19 protein-coding genes and 1 pseudogene are annotated in these 20,266 nt (G+C 35.6%); 6 read left to right on the forward strand and 14 right to left on the reverse strand.

Annotated features, from left to right (window positions below; genetic code table 11):
- Nucleotides 1–16 precede the first annotated feature (16 nt).
- Entirely contained in the window at nucleotides 17–841 is an 825-nt protein-coding gene (locus BK582_RS18185) for a hypothetical protein (RefSeq protein ID WP_078596404.1), read from the reverse strand.
- Between the two features lie 127 nt (nucleotides 842–968).
- Nucleotides 969–1,241, reverse strand: coding sequence for an amphi-Trp domain-containing protein (locus BK582_RS18190; RefSeq protein WP_078596405.1), 273 nt, complete (start codon nucleotides 1,239–1,241; stop codon nucleotides 969–971).
- A gap of 209 nt (nucleotides 1,242–1,450) precedes the next feature.
- Here BK582_RS18190 and BK582_RS18195 point away from each other — a divergent pair, with 209 nt between their 5' ends.
- Nucleotides 1,451–2,113: a DNA alkylation repair protein gene (locus tag BK582_RS18195; RefSeq protein ID WP_078596406.1), complete on the forward strand. Its 663-nt coding sequence runs from the start codon at nucleotides 1,451–1,453 to the stop codon at nucleotides 2,111–2,113.
- Nucleotides 2,114–2,161: 48 nt separating this feature from the next.
- Here BK582_RS18195 and BK582_RS18200 read toward each other — a convergent pair whose 3' ends face one another.
- The gene (locus BK582_RS18200; protein WP_078596407.1) at nucleotides 2,162–3,901 is read right to left on the reverse strand and encodes a DEAD/DEAH box helicase; all 1,740 of its coding nucleotides are present in this window, start codon (nucleotides 3,899–3,901) and stop codon (nucleotides 2,162–2,164) included.
- Nucleotides 3,902–4,036: 135 nt separating this feature from the next.
- Between BK582_RS18200 and BK582_RS27690 the strand changes: the two genes are divergently transcribed.
- Entirely contained in the window at nucleotides 4,037–4,240 is a 204-nt protein-coding gene (locus tag BK582_RS27690; protein WP_218190741.1) for a hypothetical protein, read from the forward strand.
- Between the two features lie 98 nt (nucleotides 4,241–4,338).
- Here the strand turns inward: BK582_RS27690 and BK582_RS18205 are convergent, their stop codons facing one another.
- The 4 genes from BK582_RS18205 to BK582_RS18215 form a co-directional block, all read right to left on the reverse strand.
- Entirely contained in the window at nucleotides 4,339–5,643 is a 1,305-nt protein-coding gene (locus BK582_RS18205) for a serine hydrolase (protein ID WP_078596408.1), read from the reverse strand.
- Nucleotides 5,644–5,722: 79 nt separating this feature from the next.
- Nucleotides 5,723–5,893, reverse strand: coding sequence for a DUF3885 domain-containing protein (locus BK582_RS28240; protein WP_338066831.1), 171 nt, complete (start codon nucleotides 5,891–5,893; stop codon nucleotides 5,723–5,725).
- Between the two features lie 25 nt (nucleotides 5,894–5,918).
- A complete protein-coding gene (locus tag BK582_RS18210) occupies nucleotides 5,919–6,359 on the reverse strand; it encodes a DUF3885 domain-containing protein (protein ID WP_338066832.1) in 441 nt (146 codons plus the stop codon).
- A gap of 72 nt (nucleotides 6,360–6,431) precedes the next feature.
- The gene (locus BK582_RS18215) at nucleotides 6,432–7,103 is read right to left on the reverse strand and encodes a hypothetical protein (RefSeq protein ID WP_078596409.1); all 672 of its coding nucleotides are present in this window, start codon (nucleotides 7,101–7,103) and stop codon (nucleotides 6,432–6,434) included.
- A gap of 187 nt (nucleotides 7,104–7,290) precedes the next feature.
- On the opposite strand from BK582_RS18215, the gene BK582_RS18220 reads away from it, so the two are divergent.
- Together BK582_RS18220 and BK582_RS18225 are read left to right on the forward strand one after the other, a co-directional pair.
- Nucleotides 7,291–8,829 (forward strand): serine hydrolase domain-containing protein, encoded by a 1,539-nt coding sequence (locus tag BK582_RS18220; protein ID WP_139368267.1) that lies wholly within the window; start codon nucleotides 7,291–7,293, stop codon nucleotides 8,827–8,829.
- A 154-nt stretch (nucleotides 8,830–8,983) separates the two neighbouring features.
- The gene (locus BK582_RS18225) at nucleotides 8,984–9,442 is read left to right on the forward strand and encodes a hypothetical protein (RefSeq protein ID WP_078596411.1); all 459 of its coding nucleotides are present in this window, start codon (nucleotides 8,984–8,986) and stop codon (nucleotides 9,440–9,442) included.
- An 86-nt stretch (nucleotides 9,443–9,528) separates the two neighbouring features.
- On the opposite strand, the gene BK582_RS18230 is transcribed toward BK582_RS18225, so the two are convergent.
- From BK582_RS18230 to BK582_RS18255, 6 genes and pseudogenes are all read right to left on the reverse strand, one after another.
- Nucleotides 9,529–10,323, reverse strand: a complete 795-nt coding sequence (locus tag BK582_RS18230) for a phosphotransferase family protein (RefSeq protein ID WP_078598103.1) — start codon at nucleotides 10,321–10,323, stop codon at nucleotides 9,529–9,531.
- 907 nt (nucleotides 10,324–11,230) lie between these two features.
- Complete coding sequence (locus BK582_RS18235) at nucleotides 11,231–12,130, reverse strand: hypothetical protein (RefSeq protein ID WP_078596412.1); 900 nt, start codon at nucleotides 12,128–12,130, stop codon at nucleotides 11,231–11,233.
- A gap of 122 nt (nucleotides 12,131–12,252) precedes the next feature.
- Nucleotides 12,253–14,499, reverse strand: coding sequence for a tetratricopeptide repeat protein (locus tag BK582_RS18240; RefSeq protein WP_078596413.1), 2,247 nt, complete (start codon nucleotides 14,497–14,499; stop codon nucleotides 12,253–12,255).
- Between the two features lie 107 nt (nucleotides 14,500–14,606).
- Nucleotides 14,607–15,563 carry a hypothetical protein gene (locus tag BK582_RS18245; RefSeq protein WP_078596414.1) on the reverse strand — a complete coding sequence of 319 codons (957 nt, stop codon included), beginning with the start codon at nucleotides 15,561–15,563 and terminating at the stop codon, nucleotides 14,607–14,609.
- Nucleotides 15,564–15,720: 157 nt separating this feature from the next.
- A pseudogene (locus BK582_RS18250) lies at nucleotides 15,721–16,231 on the reverse strand (zinc-dependent alcohol dehydrogenase family protein); the annotation flags it as partial.
- A gap of 187 nt (nucleotides 16,232–16,418) precedes the next feature.
- Complete coding sequence (locus BK582_RS18255; protein WP_078596415.1) at nucleotides 16,419–17,621, reverse strand: IS110 family RNA-guided transposase; 1,203 nt, start codon at nucleotides 17,619–17,621, stop codon at nucleotides 16,419–16,421.
- 548 nt (nucleotides 17,622–18,169) lie between these two features.
- On the opposite strand from BK582_RS18255, the gene BK582_RS18260 reads away from it, so the two are divergent.
- Together BK582_RS18260 and BK582_RS18265 are read left to right on the forward strand one after the other, a co-directional pair.
- Nucleotides 18,170–18,472, forward strand: coding sequence for an ArsR/SmtB family transcription factor (locus BK582_RS18260; RefSeq protein WP_078596416.1), 303 nt, complete (start codon nucleotides 18,170–18,172; stop codon nucleotides 18,470–18,472).
- A gap of 131 nt (nucleotides 18,473–18,603) precedes the next feature.
- On the forward strand, nucleotides 18,604–19,503 hold the full coding sequence (locus tag BK582_RS18265; RefSeq protein WP_078596417.1) for a cation diffusion facilitator family transporter: 900 nt from the start codon (nucleotides 18,604–18,606) through the stop codon (nucleotides 19,501–19,503).
- 245 nt (nucleotides 19,504–19,748) lie between these two features.
- Here the strand turns inward: BK582_RS18265 and BK582_RS18270 are convergent.
- Nucleotides 19,749–20,266 (reverse strand): IS110 family RNA-guided transposase (locus tag BK582_RS18270; RefSeq protein WP_139368339.1); only part of this gene is annotated, 518 nt, incomplete at its 5' end.

Raw genomic sequence — 20,266 nt, forward strand, 5'->3', positions numbered from 1 at the left:
ACTGTCCCCTTTGCCACTAACGGAAATGCAGCTGTATTATAACTGGAGCGAGTATAAATTTAGGGACTTCTCTTTCCGGCAAAACCTGGAAGTTAAAGTCTACTATATCCCCATTTGTTCCTGAAAAAGTTTCCATCGCTTCCATCGGTATGCCCTGATACTTCAATTCTATCACTTTATCACCGTTGTTATTAATAACCTTAAAATTCTGAGCTGAGAAACCTCCATCATTTTTCCCGATGATATTTCCCTTCTCATCATGTATAACGGCATACTGTTTAACAGGGTTAAAGATGTTCATTTTATAGGATGCTATTAACACCTTATCAGCATTAAATATTTCAAAATACTGAGTAAAGCCCCGGCTTTTTTCAAGGTAAAAAAGTGTTTTCTCTCCATTTTCGACGATGAATGATTTTTTTAAGAAGGGCCTTAACCCAATTAAATGAAGTAAAAACGTAATAAACTTCCTCCACCCTTCCACGTCTTCTCTGATCCGGGCCACTGAATTGCCATTGAGTGAGAAATATTCATATTCCCTTAGCCAGTGAACATAAGGGATGAGCATTAAGCGGGAAGCCTGGAAAAAATCCTCTTCGTTACTGCTTAAATTATTTTTCCTGAACTTAGTTTTTGACCATTTTCTTTGAGCGATACCAAATATGAAAAATGCGGTGCCGCCAATGAAGCACATAATCATTGAAAATAGCAGGTCCAAAGCCGTCTCGGAATCATTCGCTGTTAAATAGAAATAAAGCAATATTAACGCAAGGCTCAACTGGATAACACCTATAATAATGTATGCTTTAGCCGATTTTTTATAATATTTGTTAATGTTCAATAGCTATCACTCCGAAAAATTTAAAGATACAGAAATAACCTGTACCAGGATTTAAAATTAAATATTCCCTTACAGAAAAAAACGATTCTGTTTACTTCCAAAAGGAAGCAAAGAACCGTCATATAGTTTACTCAATTTTCATGGACTTGGCTGCTTTGTCTCCAGTGTACCACTCGAATTCAATTTCAAAGGAATGCTTGTCTCCTTTAATTGCATATTTGTATTCTGCTTCTACTTTTGCAGAAGGAGCAACTTCGATCTGTTCTTCACCTTGCACGAAGGTGAATTTCTGTTCTTCTCTTAACTTCTTAGCGATAGTTTCCAGTGTAGCCGCAAAATCCTCTACACGCTGGACCTCCTCATGATTGATCAATATTTCAGTTAACGGCTTTTCCTTCATGTGATCACTTCCCTTTTGTAATTTGTATACATTTATAATAACTTTTTCCGGTTCATTTGTTAAGCGCAGGTAGGACAGAGGGACATGTCCACTGTCCTTCTAAAACGAACTGGTATTTTATGTTAAACTGTTTATATGAAATACATAAAACTTTTCGGGAATTGCCCTTAATGTTAGCTACAAAACAATTACTACAGGAGTGATAATTGATGCAAGTTCAGGACTTTTCAACCCAGTTTAAAGTAATGGAGAACAAGGAAAAAGCAGCCGGAATGTCTGCCTATATGAAAAATCATTTTGAGTTCCTGGGAATTCAGACACCGGAAAGAAGGAAAATCACGGCCAGGCTATTCAAAGAATGGGAAGCAGGTAAGAACCCGATTGACTGGAAGCTGGTTTTTGCCCTCTGGGAACAGAGTGAAAGGGAATACCAATATGTTGCAATTGATTATTTAGTAAAATCAAAACGATACTTATCTGCTGGCGATTTAACACAGATTAAGGAGCTAATAACTTCAAAGTCATGGTGGGATACCGTCGATTCACTCGCTAGTGCTGTGGTTGGTTATATCGTAAAGACATTTCCTGAGCAAGCTGAGGTAATGGACGAATGGATTGAAGATGACAACATGTGGGTAAAAAGGACAGCCATCCTCCACCAACTTTCCTACAAGGAAAATACTGATGAAGAACGGCTGTTTAATTACTGTGAAAAACACGCGAGTGATAAGGAGTTTTTTATCGCTAAAGCTATTGGCTGGGCATTAAGACAATATGGAAAAACAAATCCGGAATCCGTAATAAAATTTGTTGAAGATACTCCGCTTCAAAATCTTAGTAAACGTGAAGCACTTAAACATTTGCAGAAGTAAGTCTTTCGTATCTTCCTGATAGCTATAAATAAATGTAAAACGACATATTTAACTTAATACAGCCGTTTCAGCACTTCCTTTTTCCCAGAAGTTATGAAACCGCTGGTAAGCGAGTGGCTTGCCTAATCTAAGCAGGTTATCGGCGAAATCGATAATTGTACAATGTTCTGTCCCTCCGAACCTTGGTCCACGAAGACCGCGCCCAACGATCTGTTCATACAGTAGGACACTCGTTGTTGGGCGGCAGATCATTATGTACTCTGTTTTCGGAGCGTCAAAACCTGTGGTGAGAACGCCGTAATTTAACAAAAATTCAATCTCCCCTTTTTTAAATGCATCCAAATACATACGCCTTGTTGCTTTAGGGGTGTTTGCTGATATGCTGGCAGCCTTCCTCCCTGCTGCATTTAACACAGTTGATAAAAATTCCGCATGCTTTACTGTACAGGCGTACACTAATGTTTGTTTCCCCCGGGAAATTTCAAGGAGCCTTTCAATAATCCGGCGGTTTCTTACCTCATCATTAGCGAGTGTCTCCAGAAATTCAGGTGTAAGGTCGTTTTGCATTGGCTCCACGTCATCCTCTTTTACCACATAATCCCGGCCAGTTTCATAAATATGATGGACAGGTTTGGCCAGATAGCCTTTTTCCCGGAAGTATTGCAGCGGGTTTGCTTTATAGGAACTGGTTTCTGGCAGTTCCGGTTCAATTAAATACGCCTGAAACCTGTTTACCAGTGACGTAGTTTCCCCATCGCTTCTCCCGGGCGTGGCAGTCAGGCCACATATAGGGAATAAATCGGGTCCGCACAGCTCTTCCGCTTTTTCAAGCAGAGTGCTGTATACAGGCGCTAACGCATGATGAGCTTCATCTATAATCATTGCTCCACAATTTTTTATAATCTCCTCTATTACTTTATCTCCCTTTTGCAGCCGGGTGTAGAGCTGCTGGATGCTGGCCACAACGGCTCCGCCAATCAATTGTTCTTCCCCAATGGATTTCCCGGCAAAATAACGGTAGACCCTTAAGGATTCAGGAAACTCTTTTTCCTGCCACATATCACTGATGCAGGAGATCGCCTGCTCACACAGTTCTTCACTTTGAGCGATCCAGAGCATGTATTTCCCTTCGGAGAATGGCCCCTGCATCCATTCTATAAAGCTTTCCACTGCAAGGCGGGTTTTCCCTCCGCCGGTAGGAAGCGTGACAACACATCTCGTCTTTTCCGCTTCCTGGTTTAAAACCTGGAGCATCTTCTCTTTCAGTTTCTGTTGAAACGGAGCAAGCGGCGGAACTTTTTTCCTCGCTTCAATATCCATCACCGGATCTGTTGAGCTCGTCTTAGGTATGGAAATGCCGGAGAAGATTACCGGAAAACCAAGGGCTGCTGTAAAGTCTCTTGGCCACGTCCCTCCCACTACCCACTTTTTCTGTACAAGGGGGCGGATCATATAGGCAGAAGATGTAATATTCCTCTTCGAATCTGGATTACGTGCATACAGGTCCATCAGCTTGTCTTCAGGGAGCTGACGGATAAGATGCTCTCTTAACGCACGAACTTCCTTACTGCTGCCAGAAAATAAGTACGCCCCTTTTTCTATAATCAGCACTCTCGCAAGCTCTCTTGTGTTGATCCCCTTCTCTCCAAGATCCGCCATTATAGTATTCAGCTTCCTGTAATTTTCTTTTCCGAAAAGCCCTTTAATAATAGAATCAGGGACTTTGTAATAATCAATAAGCAGCTCGAGTGCTTTGTTAATATCACTCTCAGCTGGAAATGCATTCATTCAAGGATCCCCCTCTGCTTTCTCTCTAGATGTATATTTTAAAAGAAATACGAAGAAAAACAAATTATATTTTCTTAGGGAAGATTTGGTTATTGAACCTAGGCGGACTAATTCACATCCGCAGGTGCCAGGCATTTGAAGAAGTTAGTTTTTGGATCGGAGGTATTCGATATATCGGCGAAAAAGTTGTTTTATCGGCGATCTCGGAGGTTTTATCGGCGAAAAATTCATTTTATCGGCGAAACTGCATCACTTATCGGCGATCCGCCGATAAATACCTCTTTAGCTGGAGATCCCCCCCTCTCTTTGAGCGACAAGACTATGCTGGAAGCTTCATAATATAAGAAACTAACACTTGGAAAATTATCAATCAACCAAAAAAACTCTACTGCGATGACGAAGTAAAGTTTTTTTAGGCTTCCCCTCCCAGCCTGGCTCTAATTTTCATTTAAAACCTTCCTCAAATAGGAATTCATATTCCGGCCCATTTTCATCTGCTCAATCGTTGAAAACCCTTCCGTAAAAATGATAAGCTCTATTTTTTTCCCATCAGGCTTTTCCACATAAAGAGCCTGGTTTAAAACGACGGCTGTGGAACCACCCTTCGCCCCAAAATGTTTGTACATTTCCCGGTTGGATGCATGCAGCTCCATTGGCCATTCCATCAGGTCCCGGAGAATCTCCTCTCCCCCAGGGACGGTTGCCGTATCATCAGAGATTGCGCTCATCACTTTTGCGTAATCATCCACTGAAGCATTGGGCAGACGGTCAGACCATATGTTCTGTAACTCCATAGGCACAGAAACGGTCCCATCGAAAAAATCAGGTTCTCCCTCTTTCAGCTCGTTGTGGATTTCCCAGGCTAATTCCCTGTATTCTTCCAGGTTCATGTCCAGCAGCATCGCTTCTAATTCCCGGTTGCTTAAACTTCCATTATGATTGTAGTCCAGATATTCAGGGATCAATAAGGCGGAAACAAGAGGATAGACCGGATCATGCTGTTCAAGCTCCAACGTTTTAAGCACATTATTAATTGATTCAGCTCCTAATTTTTCTAACAGATAATCTGTGTTCGCATTGGAACTGAACATAATCATTCCCTTTGCCACTTCATGTAAGGGAACCCGATTATTGGATATTTGGCCGGAAGCTCTCATTTCCTCAATCCACGCTGGATGTGCGCCGCCATCAGTATTGGCAAGGTAAAACTTTTCCAGCTCATTCAACGGAATAAGTTCATCACGGTCAACGTCACCCTCGGCCGCCTGGTTGGCATATTCGATAGCAAGGATTGTTTTCACTGTACTGGCGAGTGGCCGTTTCACATCCCCTTCCTGGCTGATGATCGTTTCTCCGTCAACACTCAAATGCATAGATGCCAGATCAGGATTATTGTTTATGTAGTTCTCAACATACTCCGGATCGTCATGATATAAGTAGTAGGCTCCCCCGGCGATCAGAATAAAGAAAATACCAGCGACAACCATCCCTGATTTTGTATAAGTAGACCGGTCAGCAAGAAAACTCACAATTACTACGAAAATGATTGCAGGCAATGGCGTAATATTAAGTACTTCAATGGCAAAAATCGCAAGAAGAACGGAACTGGTTACAGCAATAAACTGACCTGTTTTCCACATCGTTCTTTTTTCAGGTGAAAATAACGGCAAAGCAGTCAGGACAATAAACCCTGCAAAAACAACCCATAAATAAAGATACATATGTAAAACCCTTTCTATCATTCGACAAGTGCCAGGCACTTGTTGAATTTTCTATATCAAATTCCTTTTTATCCTAACATATTTTTCCTGTGGCTTGATATTAAATCTCTCCTTTATTTTCCTTAATTAATATATTTATAGTTTCCGTTTCTTCCGCAATAACTTCACAGCCTCTGTCATCATAAATAAAGAGAATAATATTTTTAGTAGCATTTACGAAAAAGACATCGGGCGGATATGACCCGTTTTTCCCTCCCAATTTAGGATTCAAGGAGTAGTCTTTATTGCAAATTGCTTTAATTAGTAAAGGGTAATTTAAAATTTAAATCTCGTTTTTTGCATTTCAGATGAAACTGCGATATGTAGTACTCTTCTTGTTTTTCTTCATCGTCAAAAACAGAGGGTAAAGTTTCGTGTTCTAAATTGAATCTTAAATCTTTATTTTTTAGAAAACGGTAATAAACCTTTGTTGGGCTTATCCTTTTTTTATCACTATTACGGTGGTAAACATTAGTTACGAGAAAGATTTCATCTTGTTCAGAAAAAAGGGAATTAAAAATGCACAATGCCTGGCTGTATACTCTTTCAAACATTTCATGATTAAGCCTGTCATCCTCATTAAACTGATATAACCCTTGCCCTAATTCAAAATGGATGCCGATTTTCCATTGGTTATAGAGGCTTGGTTTCAGGCTTAATCCTGGAAAAACTTTATTTAAGTATTCACTTAAATTCATAATAAAGGCCCTCATTTTCTGTTTTTATAAGCCAGCTCCTTGCGCTGCAGCTACCTCTTACTGGTAAAAAGGTTACTTGTTAAAGTTGCCTGTTTCAATAAGAATTCCTTCCTTATTGAGCCTTTTATGGCTATAAGGAATATATCTTAATTCATTAAACTTCTCGTTCCAAATTATATTAATGAAACGAGCTGGTTTTTTAAGCAGAAAATCAGAAGATACATTCTCGTAACGATAACATTCATTAGGATAAGGTTCACCACATTCAAATAAGCCAAGCACATCTTCTTCCATTCCAATGGCCCCAATTTTAAACTCAAAGATCTCATACAGCTCTTCAAAAAAACGTGTGAATTCAGGAAATTCTTCTTTCTTAATACCAACCTGGTCCCATTCAGATTCATCAAATTGCTCACCAAAAAACCAAAAATTAATCATAAGCGCATTGGAAGAAACCTTTTCTATCTGTAATGTTGCTTTTCGTTTCCTTGATATATAAACATATAATCTTAATCTTAATGAGTGTAACTGATGTGAGAGCGGATCTCCTTCATCCAATGCGTACCCACTTTCAAAAAACTCAATTATATCGTCAACATTTTTGTCTGCGATTTCAATTTTATTTGTTACCTTTGATATTCCATTTATAATTTCTCGTATTGCTTTACTTTTATTTTCTTTCAGTTCCAAAATGAAACTAACTTCAAGGAAAGGACCGCCTTGCAACCACTGGGACCACTCCATCTTTCATTCCTCCTATATCTCCTAATTGAAACCTTTACCTGAATAACCCGTATAAGGCAATATATGGTACTTCGATTTTTCAAATAATAAAGGGGCGATTTATTTATGAGATTTGCTTTCTGATCTTGTATCCTATAATTCTCTTAATTCTGAAGGAAATACACTGCCATCCAGAAAGGAGTTCCCTATGAATAAGTATATTACTATTATTGTTGCCACATCAGTTTTTTTATTATCTTCCTGTAAAAGTGCCGAAACTATAGGAGATAATAAACAAGAAGAAAATGGGTTATATAGCACACAGGAACATTATTTTCCCACGAGTGAATGGCGTATGTCTGCACCTGAGGTTCAAGGCATGAATTCTGAAAAACTTATTGATGCCTTTGAAGAGATTGATCAATGGCATGAAGGAGTAAACAGCGTGCTTATCACCCGGAATGGTTATATTGTTGCCGAAAAATATTATGATGATTACGATAAAGAAATCAGCCAGTGGGTATATTCTGCCACAAAAGGTGTAACTTCAGCTTTAACTGGAATAGCGATCGACCAAGGTTTCATAAAGTTAGACGATAGAGTAGCAGATATATTTTCACATAAAGAAATACAGCATTTAGATGACAAAAAATCAGCCATTACAATTGAGGATTTATTGAATATGAGGTCCGGTATCGCTTATGACGATCTGCAGGATTTTCAAGACATTTTTAATTCCTCAGATCCTTTGCAGTCCATCTTAGACTTACCGATGAAAGAACATCCTGATACATCCTATAATTACAGTTCAGCTGATTCACATCTCCTTTCAGGTATTATTCAGGAAACAGCCGGTATGTCCACAACGGAATTTGCCAATACATATTTGTTTGACCCCTTACAAATTGATGCGGATTTTGTTGAATTTAATGATTTAGCTAGCGGAGGAAACAGGCTTGTAATCTCACCAAGGGATATGGCTAAAATCGGCTGGTTATATTTAAACGAAGGTCAATGGGAAGGCGAACAGATTATACCAGAAGATTGGGTAGCAGCATCCACTACCTCCTCAATCGATGAGTACTTCACAAATAATGTGCGCTTCGGGTACCAATGGTATATTAACGAAGTAAAGAATCAATCCATTTATTATACACATGGTGGCCACGGCCAGTATATTATCTCTGTTCCTGATTTAAATATGAACGTCATATTTACTTCAAACCATAGTGCCCCGAGGTTTGATAACTTGGTGCCTGACGTTTTGGAGAAAATCATACAAGCAGCTGTTTCAGAGGAACCACTGGAAGACAACCAGGAAGGTCATCAACAATTACTTGATGTTCTGAAAAAAGAAGAAGTTGAGCCAATACCAGCCGAACTGCCTGAAAAAGTTGGGAAAATAAATGACATACCATTTAAATTCAGCAGTAATGATTTCGGTTGGTCTGAAGTTACTCTGTCTTTTTATGATAAAAACGTCGCTGGTATGAATATTAAATTTGACGACGTAACAGAAGAATATACTATCGGAATTGATACGATACCACGCATAAACAAAATCAATAACTACGTCATTTCTAATGTTGGTTACTGGAAAGATGACTATACTTTTATTCAGGAAGAGAAATATTTAAATTATTTAGCTGAATATACCTTCATATTCACATTTGACGAAAATTACGAACAAGTCAGCGTAACAGAAATTTCTGATGGAAACGAAAGAACAATAGAAGGCAGAAAATGAAAATATTCGACAAGTGCTGGCACTTGTCGAATTTTATTTGTACAGGTAAGATTTGTTATATTTGGTTAAATTATTTTTTACCTCAAAATTAGCATTGATATGAGAATTTTGTACACCTTAAAAGAAGGATATTCCAAATTGAGGTGACTTACTAATGAAATCAAAGAGGCACTTGCTGTTTAACCTGGCCATCATTATCATTCCATGGCTTTCCATTATATTTTTAGGTAAACGAAATATTAAGCGGTATTTTTTATCAAGCAGCATCATTGCTGCATACGAAATTTTAAGTCATATACATGGTCAGAAAAAGAGGTTCTGGAAATTTTATGAGAAGCCAAGGTTTTTCATTAGAGATGAACTTCCTTTTGACATCGGTCCGTACATTCCCATGTCTATGTGGATGCTGAAAATTTCCTATGGCAACTTTAAAAAGTTCATTTTCCTGAATGCTCTCTATAACGCCCTCTTCGCGTTTATCGGTATGCCTATATTTAAAAAGATGAAGATCATTCGTCTGCATCGATTAAGTCATTTTCAGTTTTTCCTTTATATCCACTACAAAGCGTATTTGTTGTATGGCGTGCAATATTTGATCGAAAAGTATAAATAGAGGGACAGAGGGACAGATCCACTGTCCCTGTTGTTGCAATAAATTGTAACGGGACAACGTACCCGACTCCTGCAAAATATAATAAATTAAAAGAACTCATATAAACCATTGGCAAAATAATGATAATCTTTATCATCAATTATCTTGCCTCCATAGCCTTCAAAAAATATTTGTTTATCTATTTCATCTTCAAAGGCATTTTGTTTAGGACGAATAGCTAATGATACATCACATCTAGGGTCTCCATAAGCTCCATTACTCCAATCGATTACCCCAGTTATAACTCCATTTGATACCATAACATTATCAATCGTAAAATCTCCATGAATAAGGGTTTGCTTATATTCTTTTGGCTTATTTGCTTTTACTCTTTCTAATAATTCTTTAGTTCCGTCAACCTTGTAGTTTTTCAAGTTATATTCTGCTTTATATAACATTTGGTCGATCCACGGTTGCTCTTTAATAAGTTCATTGGGACACGTGGTTGAATGGATTTGAGACAAGATTTTTCCAAAATTAAATATTATTTCTTGCCGTTTTCCCTTACTATACTCATTTAATAAAGCTTTTCTTAAAGTTTCACCTTCCAGGAAATCAATTAAAGCCCAAGATACAGTATCATTATTTTCTTCTAAAAATTTCTTTACCTTTGGTACTGGCAATTTTGTCTTATTGGTCAAACAATTTAAAATAGATACTTCTCTTTTCAACATTGAACTAAACTGTTCACCCTTTGTTCTTTTAAGGGCAAAAAATCCTTGTTCACTTTTGATTAACCCTACATCAGAGGTGTAACCCTGGCGCGGGTACTTTATAGAAGTTATTTTATTTAAATATTCTTTAATCTCAATCGGAATTTCATCAATATGTATTGTTGGCAATTTCACTCAGCCCTCCATTATCTCCGTCTTCCACTTAACTCCTCATTATTGGAGCAAGAGCTCTGATAAGTGCCTATCTTAAACGGTAGAAAACATTGTCAATTTCCCTCAATTAAAGGCTAACCTCCCCTTTAGTTTAACATCACTTTCCAATTCATGGATACAAAAAAAGAGCTGCAACATTGCACCTCACAATTTTACTTACGCTACCCGTTTGTTTGCCTTAATAATTCTTATACTCTATTTATTTCTTTGTATATCGAAGAGCTCTTTCCTCTTCCGTTTTTATAATTCGTTAATTGAACGTGATAATAATTTATATATTCAACAATAGTAAAGAGATAAATAAGCAAAGTTAGGAAAAATCCCCCAAAAGATATTCTATCAAAAAAAATCTTCTCAATTATTAATAGAACAGGTACAATTCCAAGTAGGATTAAATTGATATTTTTGAATATAATAAGAATTTATAAAGTCTTGGCAGAAGTACTTTTTTAGTTTTCATTCTCCTGAATTTAATGAACCAGTAAAAACTACCTTGGAGTAAAATGAAAATTAATAGTGCAAATACAAACATTAAAGAAATACTGTTATGTGTACTAACATTGTAGGAATACCTATACAAGATACCTATAAAAACCTCAACGTATAAGCTACAAAAATTAACGAAAATATTTTTAACATAATTGTACTCAATGCTACAATAATTGAGACAGGTTTTAGTGATTTTAGCAGGTTTATTATTAACTTTAGCAAAATTGATTTTATACTGGTCATACTATTATAATTTCTCTAGCCCGTGTATTTTTATGTAGATTCCGTGGCTTTAGCTGTAAATCTTTCTGGTTCTCTTGTTTGATTATAATCGAAGCCCCGGATTTTTCTAAAATTTATTGACTAGCAATCATCATAAAGGAGATAGTAATAAGCCCCAATTACGACCAGGATCAAATTTACCTTCACTATTATTTTCTTCTAGATCCCAAGAGTAGAAAAAATCTTCTACTAACCCTTCCCTTGCTGTCCATAATAAATTAACTGGCTCCATTCTTTTTCGAATAAAATACTCTAACCTATACCAATCTTCCTCGTCTATTATACTTTCGGGTTTCTCAATGTTAGTTGAAGTTAAATAATCTTCATAAATAAAACCAATTTCTAGATCTTTACTTGAAATCTCAACCTTAACGTTGCAGTTTTTTTCACAAGATAATTGAAGTATCTCCGAGTTAAACTGAGCTAGTTCGGTTAATAAACGACAAGCACTTATTACTTCGTCAATATTGACTTCGCTACTTTGATAAAAAACTCCTTTTACCCCGTTTGATGGAAATCTATAAGAAAAAAGTTCTCTCAAACCTCTAACATTTTCTAATAAGCTTTTAATTTCCCTACCTTGTTCTGGGGCAATTATTCTAATTAAGTCGTAAGTTTGGTTAATCACCTTACTATGAGGTAGTCTGATCATCTTTCCTCTATTCCATTCCATTGCTGGATCAGAAAACAATAATGCCCTACTTGTATTTAATAAAGAATAATATAACAAATAGGGTTCAACTACCATCAAATTTTTTTCAATTGCATATTCTGCTGAATTTAACAATAAAGTTGAAGATAAAATCATTTTTAATGATAAGTAATTACGGGTAATCCATTCTGCTTTCCTTTCATTATCCCAATTTTTCGTTATTTGTGCAGCAAATCTCTTTTGTCTCTCAGCAAAGTCGGTCAGTTGACCTGTTGTAAAATTATGGATTTCTATGAATTCTACACCAGACTCTAGCTTCGTTATATCTGAAATTGTCATATACTTCACCATTTTTTCTAAGTATTTGTTATTAATTTTGATTTTCTTTCAAAAAACTTTTACTAACTAGGAATACTTTTCTATTAAAAGTTGCAATGAACATTAAGCTTAGCTCTTAAAATTCACTCTTCAAGAGCTTTCTCAATATGAGTTAGGATATGGTCTACTAAAAAAGTGCCACTAGGATGCAACTTTTGATTAATATTTTCAATAACTAAATTCCTAAACTCTAGATAATAACTTGCGAAAAGTTTAGAGTATCTTTCTTCACTTATCCCTTCTTTTCTTAATCCTTTTCTTTCCAAGTGATTCAATGTCTTAACTAATGCTAATTGGATTGAAAACTGTATTACCTCTTTCATCCTACTTTCGTTAAACGCTTTAGTTATTTCTTCTTGTGTATTCTTTTTATTAAATAACATAGATGCTAATGCAGTAGTTGAGAAATTAACCATTAGAATGAATGATTGCTTCGCAATTGCTGTCTTGCCTAAATGCAGATTAGACTCGCATAACCCTATTTCAATGTCAAAATTTGAACCTTGTAAATCTTTCTTGGCATTTTCAAAGCTCTTTCTTGCATCTTTAAAATTCTCTAAGTTTAGGAATGTCTCCCCTATAAATAACCATTTCTCATATTCTTTGATAAAGTAATTTGTATTTATACATTGATAATTCAATAGGGCTTTATCGAAAATGTTAAGACTGGATTGTAGTGTTGCTAAAGCAAAATGATAGAAGCTTTGTAGAAATTTATCTTCGAAGCTATTTGGATCGATATTTTCTATCATTTCAATCATCACCAGTGCTTTTTCAGAATCATCTTTCTCGATCAGCCTATTTGCATATAAATAGTATATGAATAATAGTTCAGGTGCTAATTTTATTTTTTTAGGTAAATCCTCTAAGAAATCGTCTAACTTATCATATTGTTTTGCAACAAGATATGCCGCAGCAATTTTTTCTGCATAAACATTGTCTAGAGGTGTCTTATGCTCTTTTATATAACTTACTAAGTGTTCAGTATATTCACCATAAAATTTTCGTTGTAAAGCCACCAACACTTCTATTTTTTGCTCTACTAAAATTTCATTAGTGGGAAAATATTTTAACCCTCTATCAATTATTTCTACTGCTTCATTAATTTGATTGTTTTTTAGGTAAGCTTCAGCTGTTCCCTTAAATAGCCCAGGAAAGCGCTGTATTTCGTTTTCTTGCATTAACGCTTTTTTGTAGTATTTCAGTGCATCCTTTGGATTATTTTCATATTTTAGTTTGACAGCTCCCATTGCACACAAACCCTCAAATAAATTAGGATTAAGACTTAAAGCCTTTTCATAAAACTCTACTTCCTTATCGTGTAAATGTAATAGACCATATACTGAACCCATATTCTTATATAGCTCCGGCGCCCTGTTATCTAATTCTAGAGCTAATTTATAGTATTGAAGAGCTGTTTCGGGATCTTCCCGGTCAATAGTTGCAAGAGCTAAATAAGAAGTACCTAAATTATAGTAAATAAGGTAGGCTTCTTTGTCTAAATTATCCAATTTTTCTAATAGTCTTAACTGTTTTTCAAAATGCTTAATACCTAACCTTACCATTTTTCCATTTTTATTTATTACTCCATTTTCAGATAAAACACAACCTAAACTACCGTAGTACCGGAATTTATATAGTGAATCTTCTGAAATTTGGTCTTCTAATCCTATTAAAGTTTTGTAAGCTTTATCATATTGGTACTGGCTGTACTCTATAGAGCTTTTAAGAATATTTAAAGCAACAATCTGTTTCTCATTATAATTACTACTTGCAAGACCTTGGATAATAATTGAATAAGCAATATCAAAGTTATTATCCTCATATTCAAAAATTGCTTTGTTATAAATTTCACCAAAATCGTGCTGGGCATTTGAGTGGTCACTAATAACTTCATCTTTTGATAGTTGAATTAATTCCTTGAAATAATGATTCTGCTTAAGTTCTATAAATCTTACCAACTTCTCATCATTAACAACCGATTCAATAAAAATTTTCTGTGCGGATTTTACAATATTTCTAATAACTTGGAATTTATCTACATAATTTAAGTCTATATTGTTAAAATATTGGTATAACTCCTCTGCGTGTTCATTTGCATCAGTACTATAAAAATCAAAGTCTCTTCTTATTACTTGAAGATTATTATAGTAAGCCTTTAATTGCTCGATATCCTGAGAAGCTATATCTTTTATTCTCTCACTATTCAGTTTTTTTTCTCTATGGGTCGCTTTTATTAGAGCTTTTATAATATGGTTTGTATAAGCTTTCTTTGGGTTTCTCATATTATCAAATACTTTCTTAGAAACTGACAGAATTGTGCTTAGCATTTACGCTCCCCCTTCCACTTTTTGTAGTATCATTATACCAAAATTTAATTCCATTCTAGAAAAGCAATAATTATTTTGTCTTAAGCTTATCAAACTTTGTAATCTAACTAATGGGTGCGTTGGTTAAGTAAGACAAGAGTTTGTTCTTCTACTGTCTCAACAAGCCTTGTTATAGTCAGAAGTACAATCATATGGCCTGAACTTAATTTTTCAAATAACTTAGCAGCCGACTCTCTAAACTGTTTCTTATTCTCAATACCTGCTATTTGTGTAATATTCACTTCTCTAAAAATGGGATCCGCTTCTAATCTTTCAATTATCTCTTTCCACCTTAAAACTTTAGCACCTAATGTACAAATTCTAGCACTTTCTACAAACTCTTCAATAAGGGTATCAATACTTTTAGTAGTAATCTCTTTATTTTTTTTAAGTTGTTTTAGACCAATATATGCATATCTAATACCTAAATTTTCGTCTCTTCGTTCATCGTAAGGTATTGAGGTGTCAAATGCACTAAAGGACACAGATACTAAATTTGCAAAACTACTTTTTGTATCAATTATAAACTGCCCAACTTCTTTTTTATTCGCATCACTTTCCACTAGCGAACTAACCATACTATTAATTAAGTGAGTTTTCCCTACACCATTTCTCCCAATTATTATATGTAAATTAGTGGGTGGCATCGAACTTGGTTCTACTTCAAATGATAATTTAAAACTGCTCTCTGGCCTTTCTTTAATCTCCGGAGAGCTATATGTAAACTTATAATGAGTTAAAGTAGCATCACCGTGAGCCAATCGTCTAAATTGCCCTTTTACAGAGGCAGTAGTAACATTTCTAAGTAAAGATCTTCGCATCACATCTTTTTGCCTAGCACGTATATAAATTTCAGGGTCCAACGCTACATCATTAAGTGCATTCAGTATTTTATGTCTTATATCTTCTTTAAGTTCATTTAATCTTTGATAATAACTAACATCTTGTCCTAATGAAAAAAAACGTTTCTTATCTAAACTGTCAAAGGAATCAGGTATTTGAGGCCTCCTCTGCCCGCTTTCCATATCATACTCACCAATTTTTACTTCCCGGATATAATGTGTTTCTGATTCGTCAACGAAGTAAAGGTCGAGACGAATAAAGAAGAATTAAACAAACTGCTTGAAGTAGCAGGGGCTGAAGTGATGTCCGATGGATATGCTAAGTACGCAAATAAAGCTACGTGGGGGAAACCTAAAATCTTGGATAATTGAGCAAAAATATGCCCTATAGAAGAACCACAGGCATTAACCAATAAAACATCATTCGGTCTTAATTTTATAACTTCCTTACAAACTACCCATGCTGTAACTGGATTGATATACATTTGAGATGCCGTAAAATCATCGATTAAATCAGGGATAGGAACGACAAATTCTGTTGATGTCTTAACAAATTCTTGCCATGTACCTTCCCCGCGCAGAGGTAAAACACGTTTACCAATAAGATTTTGAGAAACTAATGGACCAACATCTTCTACTATACCTACCCCTTCATATCCCGGAATATTAGGTAAGGAAATACGATGAGCATATGAACCTCTCATTGGTATTAGGTCTGAAGGATTGATAGGGCGAGCTAACATTCGCACTAGAACTTCATTATCTTTTGGTGGTTCAATACTTTTCGGCTCAATTCTTAACACATCTTTTGGGCTGCCGAATTCATAGAATTTAATACATTTTGCATCCAAAATTATACTTCTCCTTAAAATAATCAGGTTTATTTTAATTATATCATCTTTCACTAAACCAGCTAATAGAAGTCAATATTTTTCAGTAAAATTCCTTAAAATAAAATGATATACTGAAAATGCTCATGCCAAATAACCTTCCTACATCCAATTGGAAGGTTTTGGATTAGTTACTTAATTATATCGCTTAAGCTAAATCTAGGAAAGTCTCTTTGCGTTTCAAAAGGATAAAAATCCAATGAACAAGCTTATTGGTACAAGCAATCATAGCTACTTTAAACGGCTTACCTTCTTCTCGCTTGCGATCATAAAACTCTCTAAGCTTTTTATTACGAGAACTACGAATCCCACAGAGAGCTGACATATACAAGGCGTGACGCAATCGACTTGATCCTCTCTTGCTTATCCGATTAATCGTTGCTGTGAACTTACCAGACGAATGAACACTCGGATCAATACCAGAGAAGGCAACCAGTTTTTTAGGGTGATTAAACCGTTCGATCTCACCGATTTCGGAAATAATCGTTGCCGCGATTTTTCCTCCTATTCCAGGGATCGATTGGATAATCTTATATTCTTCTATTTCTTCAGCCAGGGCATCTATTTGTTCATCTAACTTTGAAAGATGCTCTTGGTACTGAAGAAGCATTTGAATATACATATGAAGGCTAACTAAATGGCTCTGGTATAATGTGTTTTTAAATGGATTACGATGAGCTGCTTCAATCAGCTTATTGGCTCTGTCCTTTGCCCAACGCTCTGACCTAGTTACACATTCACTTGCAATCTCATCAGTGAGTCGGTTTTCCCCAGCCTCTAAAACAGCTTCCGATGTACTAAATTCCAATAACGTGTTCAGCGAAACCTTAGAATATAAATCTCCAAAAACACCTCTATACTCAGGAAATACCTGATCTAAAATCGCATGGAATTGGAGTTTTGTTTGTACATAAATACCTGTCACTGTTTCATGTTGCCTTGAAAGATTTCGTAGGTTTAGAAGTTGAATACCTCTTTGTTTATATGGCTCCAATTCTTCTTTATAGTAAAGCTCACATAAATTATAAGCATCTATCGCATCAGTCTTCACCTTACGTAAACTTGATTTCTTTGCCTGATAAGAAAGTAACGGATTGACCATAATGTAGAGGTAATCATTCTCCTCTAAGAACTGAACAATTGATGTGTGATAGTGTCCCGTGGATTCAAATATCACTGTTGGTTTGACCCCAGTTTCATCTTCCACCTCTATCAAAAAGTCAAGTAACATCTCTAAACCTTTATTAAAATGCAATACACTGAAGCTTTTTTTATAGGGTTTTCTCTTATCTAAAAAGGCTTGAACTTCACTTTCTCCTTTTGAAACATCCAGACCAATTACTGGATTCATTCTATCTCTTCCTCTCCTGTATACTTACCAGTACCCCTATATCCATCTCCTAGTATCATAGCTTCGCTTGTTATTCGAGATCATTGTCTCAACCAGCCTCAAACATGTTTCTATGAGTAGGGGGCGGACAGTTTAGTTGACGGGATCCAACGTCCCACGCACCCGTTCGTCCTACCCTGGCTACTGATATCATAGGTCCTATATAAAAAAGGTCAACCAGTAAAATCTGGTTAACCTTATAATACGAAACTCCCCGTCAGCTACACAACGGCTTAGCCTGTTCCACTAATGCTACCCGTTAGTGTAAGTACATTTATTCACAAAGTTTGTAAATGTAGATGTTGTTTAAATAACGTAGTAAAGTTGTACTATGTAGCAAAAAATCATTTGTAAATGATGGCTTTTGTTCAACAAACTTTTTTTCTGTTTTCTTGCAACAAACTCGCAAGTAAGAAGAAATACGTTTAGTATTTAATTTTAAATACTATACATATAGAACCTTTTATGATAACATGAACATATAATCATATTTAAAGGAGTATATATTCATGGCAAATAATATTGACCTTGATAAAGAAACACTGTTTATCGTTTCACAAACTTTTAAGGCTCTGGGCGATCCTACTCGTATAAGAATATTGCATTTATTGTCTGTAAAAGAATGTTCAGTTGGTGAAATTGTGGAACATTTGTCATTAGGACAATCAACGGTGTCTCATCAATTAAGATTTCTTAAAAATTTGCGTCTTGTTAAATCCAGAAGAGAAGGAACATCTATCTACTATTCTCCTGAAGACGAGCATATAATGGAAATTCTCGAAAAAACGATTGAACACTCAAACCATGATTAAAGGTAAATATGTACCATAGTTAATAAATTTGACCCATCAAAAACAAGGTTCAATAAAAATTAATTATTGAAAGGGACTTGTTGCAACATTAATATGAATATATGAACATATATTAATAAGGAGTGAGATAAATGGGACAGCACCATCATCACACAGGACAAAAAAACAAGAAAAATTTAATTATTGCAATGGTTATGATAGGAAGTTGGATGGTTATTCAGTTTATAGGCGGGCTTTGGACAGGGAGTTTAGCACTTTTAGCTGATGCTGTTCATATGTTAAACGACTTCTCCAACTTGCTTATCAGTTTAGTTGCCATTATCCTCGCTGCAAAAGCAGTAACTAGAAAACGTACCTATGGTAATCATCGCTATGAAGTGTTGGCAGCATTATTCAACAGTGTTGCGTTATTAGTAATTTCAGTTTTTATTTTTCGGGAAGCAATCGTTAGGTTAATGTCTCCTCAAGAAATAATAGCTGGAGGAATGATATTTATTGCTTTCATTGGGCTTATAGCTAATATTGGGGCTATGTTTGCTTTAATGCGTGGAGATGTGAAGGATAACCTTAATATGCGTGGAGCATATTTGCATGTACTTAGCGATACATTAGGCTCCGTAGCTGCAATACTTGCTGGAACAATTATTTATTTTACAGGGTGGTATATAGCGGATCCTATACTAAGTATCATTATCGCTATTATGATAGCTTTTACGGCATTTTCATTATTAAAGGATACAGTTCATGTATTATTAGAGGGAACTCCTAAGAATATTAATTTAGAAGAGGTAGAAAATGCATTGATGAGTATAGAAGGAGTCATAAATATACATGATTTGCACGTATGGACTATAACATCTGGTATTAATAGCTTAACAGTACACCTTATTATTGAACCTTCCTATTCAGAGAACCATCATAAAATTTTGTTGCAAGCTAATGAATATATTAGGACTAAACTTCATATTGATCACAGTACAATTCAGATAGAAAAAGAGGACTTAAGAGACTATGAACATCAAAGTGTTTAATTACATTTCTAATTACATTCGTTTAGAGAAAACCATTTCTCATTCAAAATTTATTACAAAAAAACGCACACACATGTGCGTTTTTGCTTATGTTTTCTTTTTCTTATTTCACTAAACCAGCTAATAGAAGTCAATATTTTTCAGTAAAATTCCTTAAAATAAAATGATATACTGAAAATGCTCATGCCAAATAACCTTCCTACATCCAATTGGAAGGTTTTGGATTAGTTACTTAATTATATCGCTTAAGCTAAATCTAGGAAAGTCTCTTTGCGTTTCAAAAGGATAAAAATCCAATGAACAAGCTTATTGGTACAAGCAATCATAGCTACTTTAAACGGCTTACCTTCTTCTCGCTTGCGATCATAAAACTCTCTAAGCTTTTTATTACGAGAACTACGAATCCCACAGAGAGCTGCCATATACAAGGCGTGACGCAATCGACTTGATCCTCTCTTGCTTATCCGATTAATCGTTGCTGTGAACTTACCAGACGAATGAACACTCGGATCAATACCAGAGAAGGCAACCAGTTTTTTAGGGTGATTAAACCGTTCGATCTCACCGATTTCGGAAATAATCGTTGCCGCGATTTTTCCTCCTATTCCAGGGATCGATTGGATAATCTTATATTCTTCTATTTCTTCAGCCAGGGCATCTATTTGTTCATCTAACTTTGAAAGATGCTCTTGGTACTGAAGAAGCATTTGAATATACATATGAAGGCTAACTAAATGGCTCTGGTATAATGTGTTTTTAAATG

Source organism: Evansella clarkii (assembly GCF_002019695.1).
Lineage (GTDB): Bacteria > Bacillota > Bacilli > Bacillales > Salisediminibacteriaceae > Evansella > Evansella clarkii.

Excerpts from the sequence above, each read along its gene's own strand:
- BK582_RS18190 (WP_078596405.1), bottom strand. The coding sequence starts at position 1,241 with ATGAAGGAAAAGCCGTTAACTGAAATATTGATCAATCATGAGGAGGTC.
- BK582_RS18195 (WP_078596406.1), top strand. The coding sequence starts at position 1,451 with ATGCAAGTTCAGGACTTTTCAACCCAGTTTAAAGTAATGGAGAACAAG.
- BK582_RS18200 (WP_078596407.1), bottom strand. The coding sequence starts at position 3,901 with ATGAATGCATTTCCAGCTGAGAGTGATATTAACAAAGCACTCGAGCTG.
- BK582_RS18205 (WP_078596408.1), bottom strand. The coding sequence starts at position 5,643 with ATGATAGAAAGGGTTTTACATATGTATCTTTATTTATGGGTTGTTTTT.
- BK582_RS18210 (WP_338066832.1), bottom strand. The coding sequence starts at position 6,359 with ATGAATTTAAGTGAATACTTAAATAAAGTTTTTCCAGGATTAAGCCTG.
- BK582_RS18215 (WP_078596409.1), bottom strand. The coding sequence starts at position 7,103 with ATGGAGTGGTCCCAGTGGTTGCAAGGCGGTCCTTTCCTTGAAGTTAGT.
- BK582_RS18220 (WP_139368267.1), top strand. The coding sequence starts at position 7,291 with ATGAATAAGTATATTACTATTATTGTTGCCACATCAGTTTTTTTATTA.
- BK582_RS18225 (WP_078596411.1), top strand. The coding sequence starts at position 8,984 with ATGAAATCAAAGAGGCACTTGCTGTTTAACCTGGCCATCATTATCATT.
- BK582_RS18235 (WP_078596412.1), bottom strand. The coding sequence starts at position 12,130 with ATGACAATTTCAGATATAACGAAGCTAGAGTCTGGTGTAGAATTCATA.
- BK582_RS18240 (WP_078596413.1), bottom strand. The coding sequence starts at position 14,499 with ATGCTAAGCACAATTCTGTCAGTTTCTAAGAAAGTATTTGATAATATG.
- BK582_RS18245 (WP_078596414.1), bottom strand. The coding sequence starts at position 15,563 with ATGGAAAGCGGGCAGAGGAGGCCTCAAATACCTGATTCCTTTGACAGT.
- BK582_RS18255 (WP_078596415.1), bottom strand. The coding sequence starts at position 17,621 with ATGAATCCAGTAATTGGTCTGGATGTTTCAAAAGGAGAAAGTGAAGTT.
- BK582_RS18260 (WP_078596416.1), top strand. The coding sequence starts at position 18,170 with ATGGCAAATAATATTGACCTTGATAAAGAAACACTGTTTATCGTTTCA.
- BK582_RS18265 (WP_078596417.1), top strand. The coding sequence starts at position 18,604 with ATGGGACAGCACCATCATCACACAGGACAAAAAAACAAGAAAAATTTA.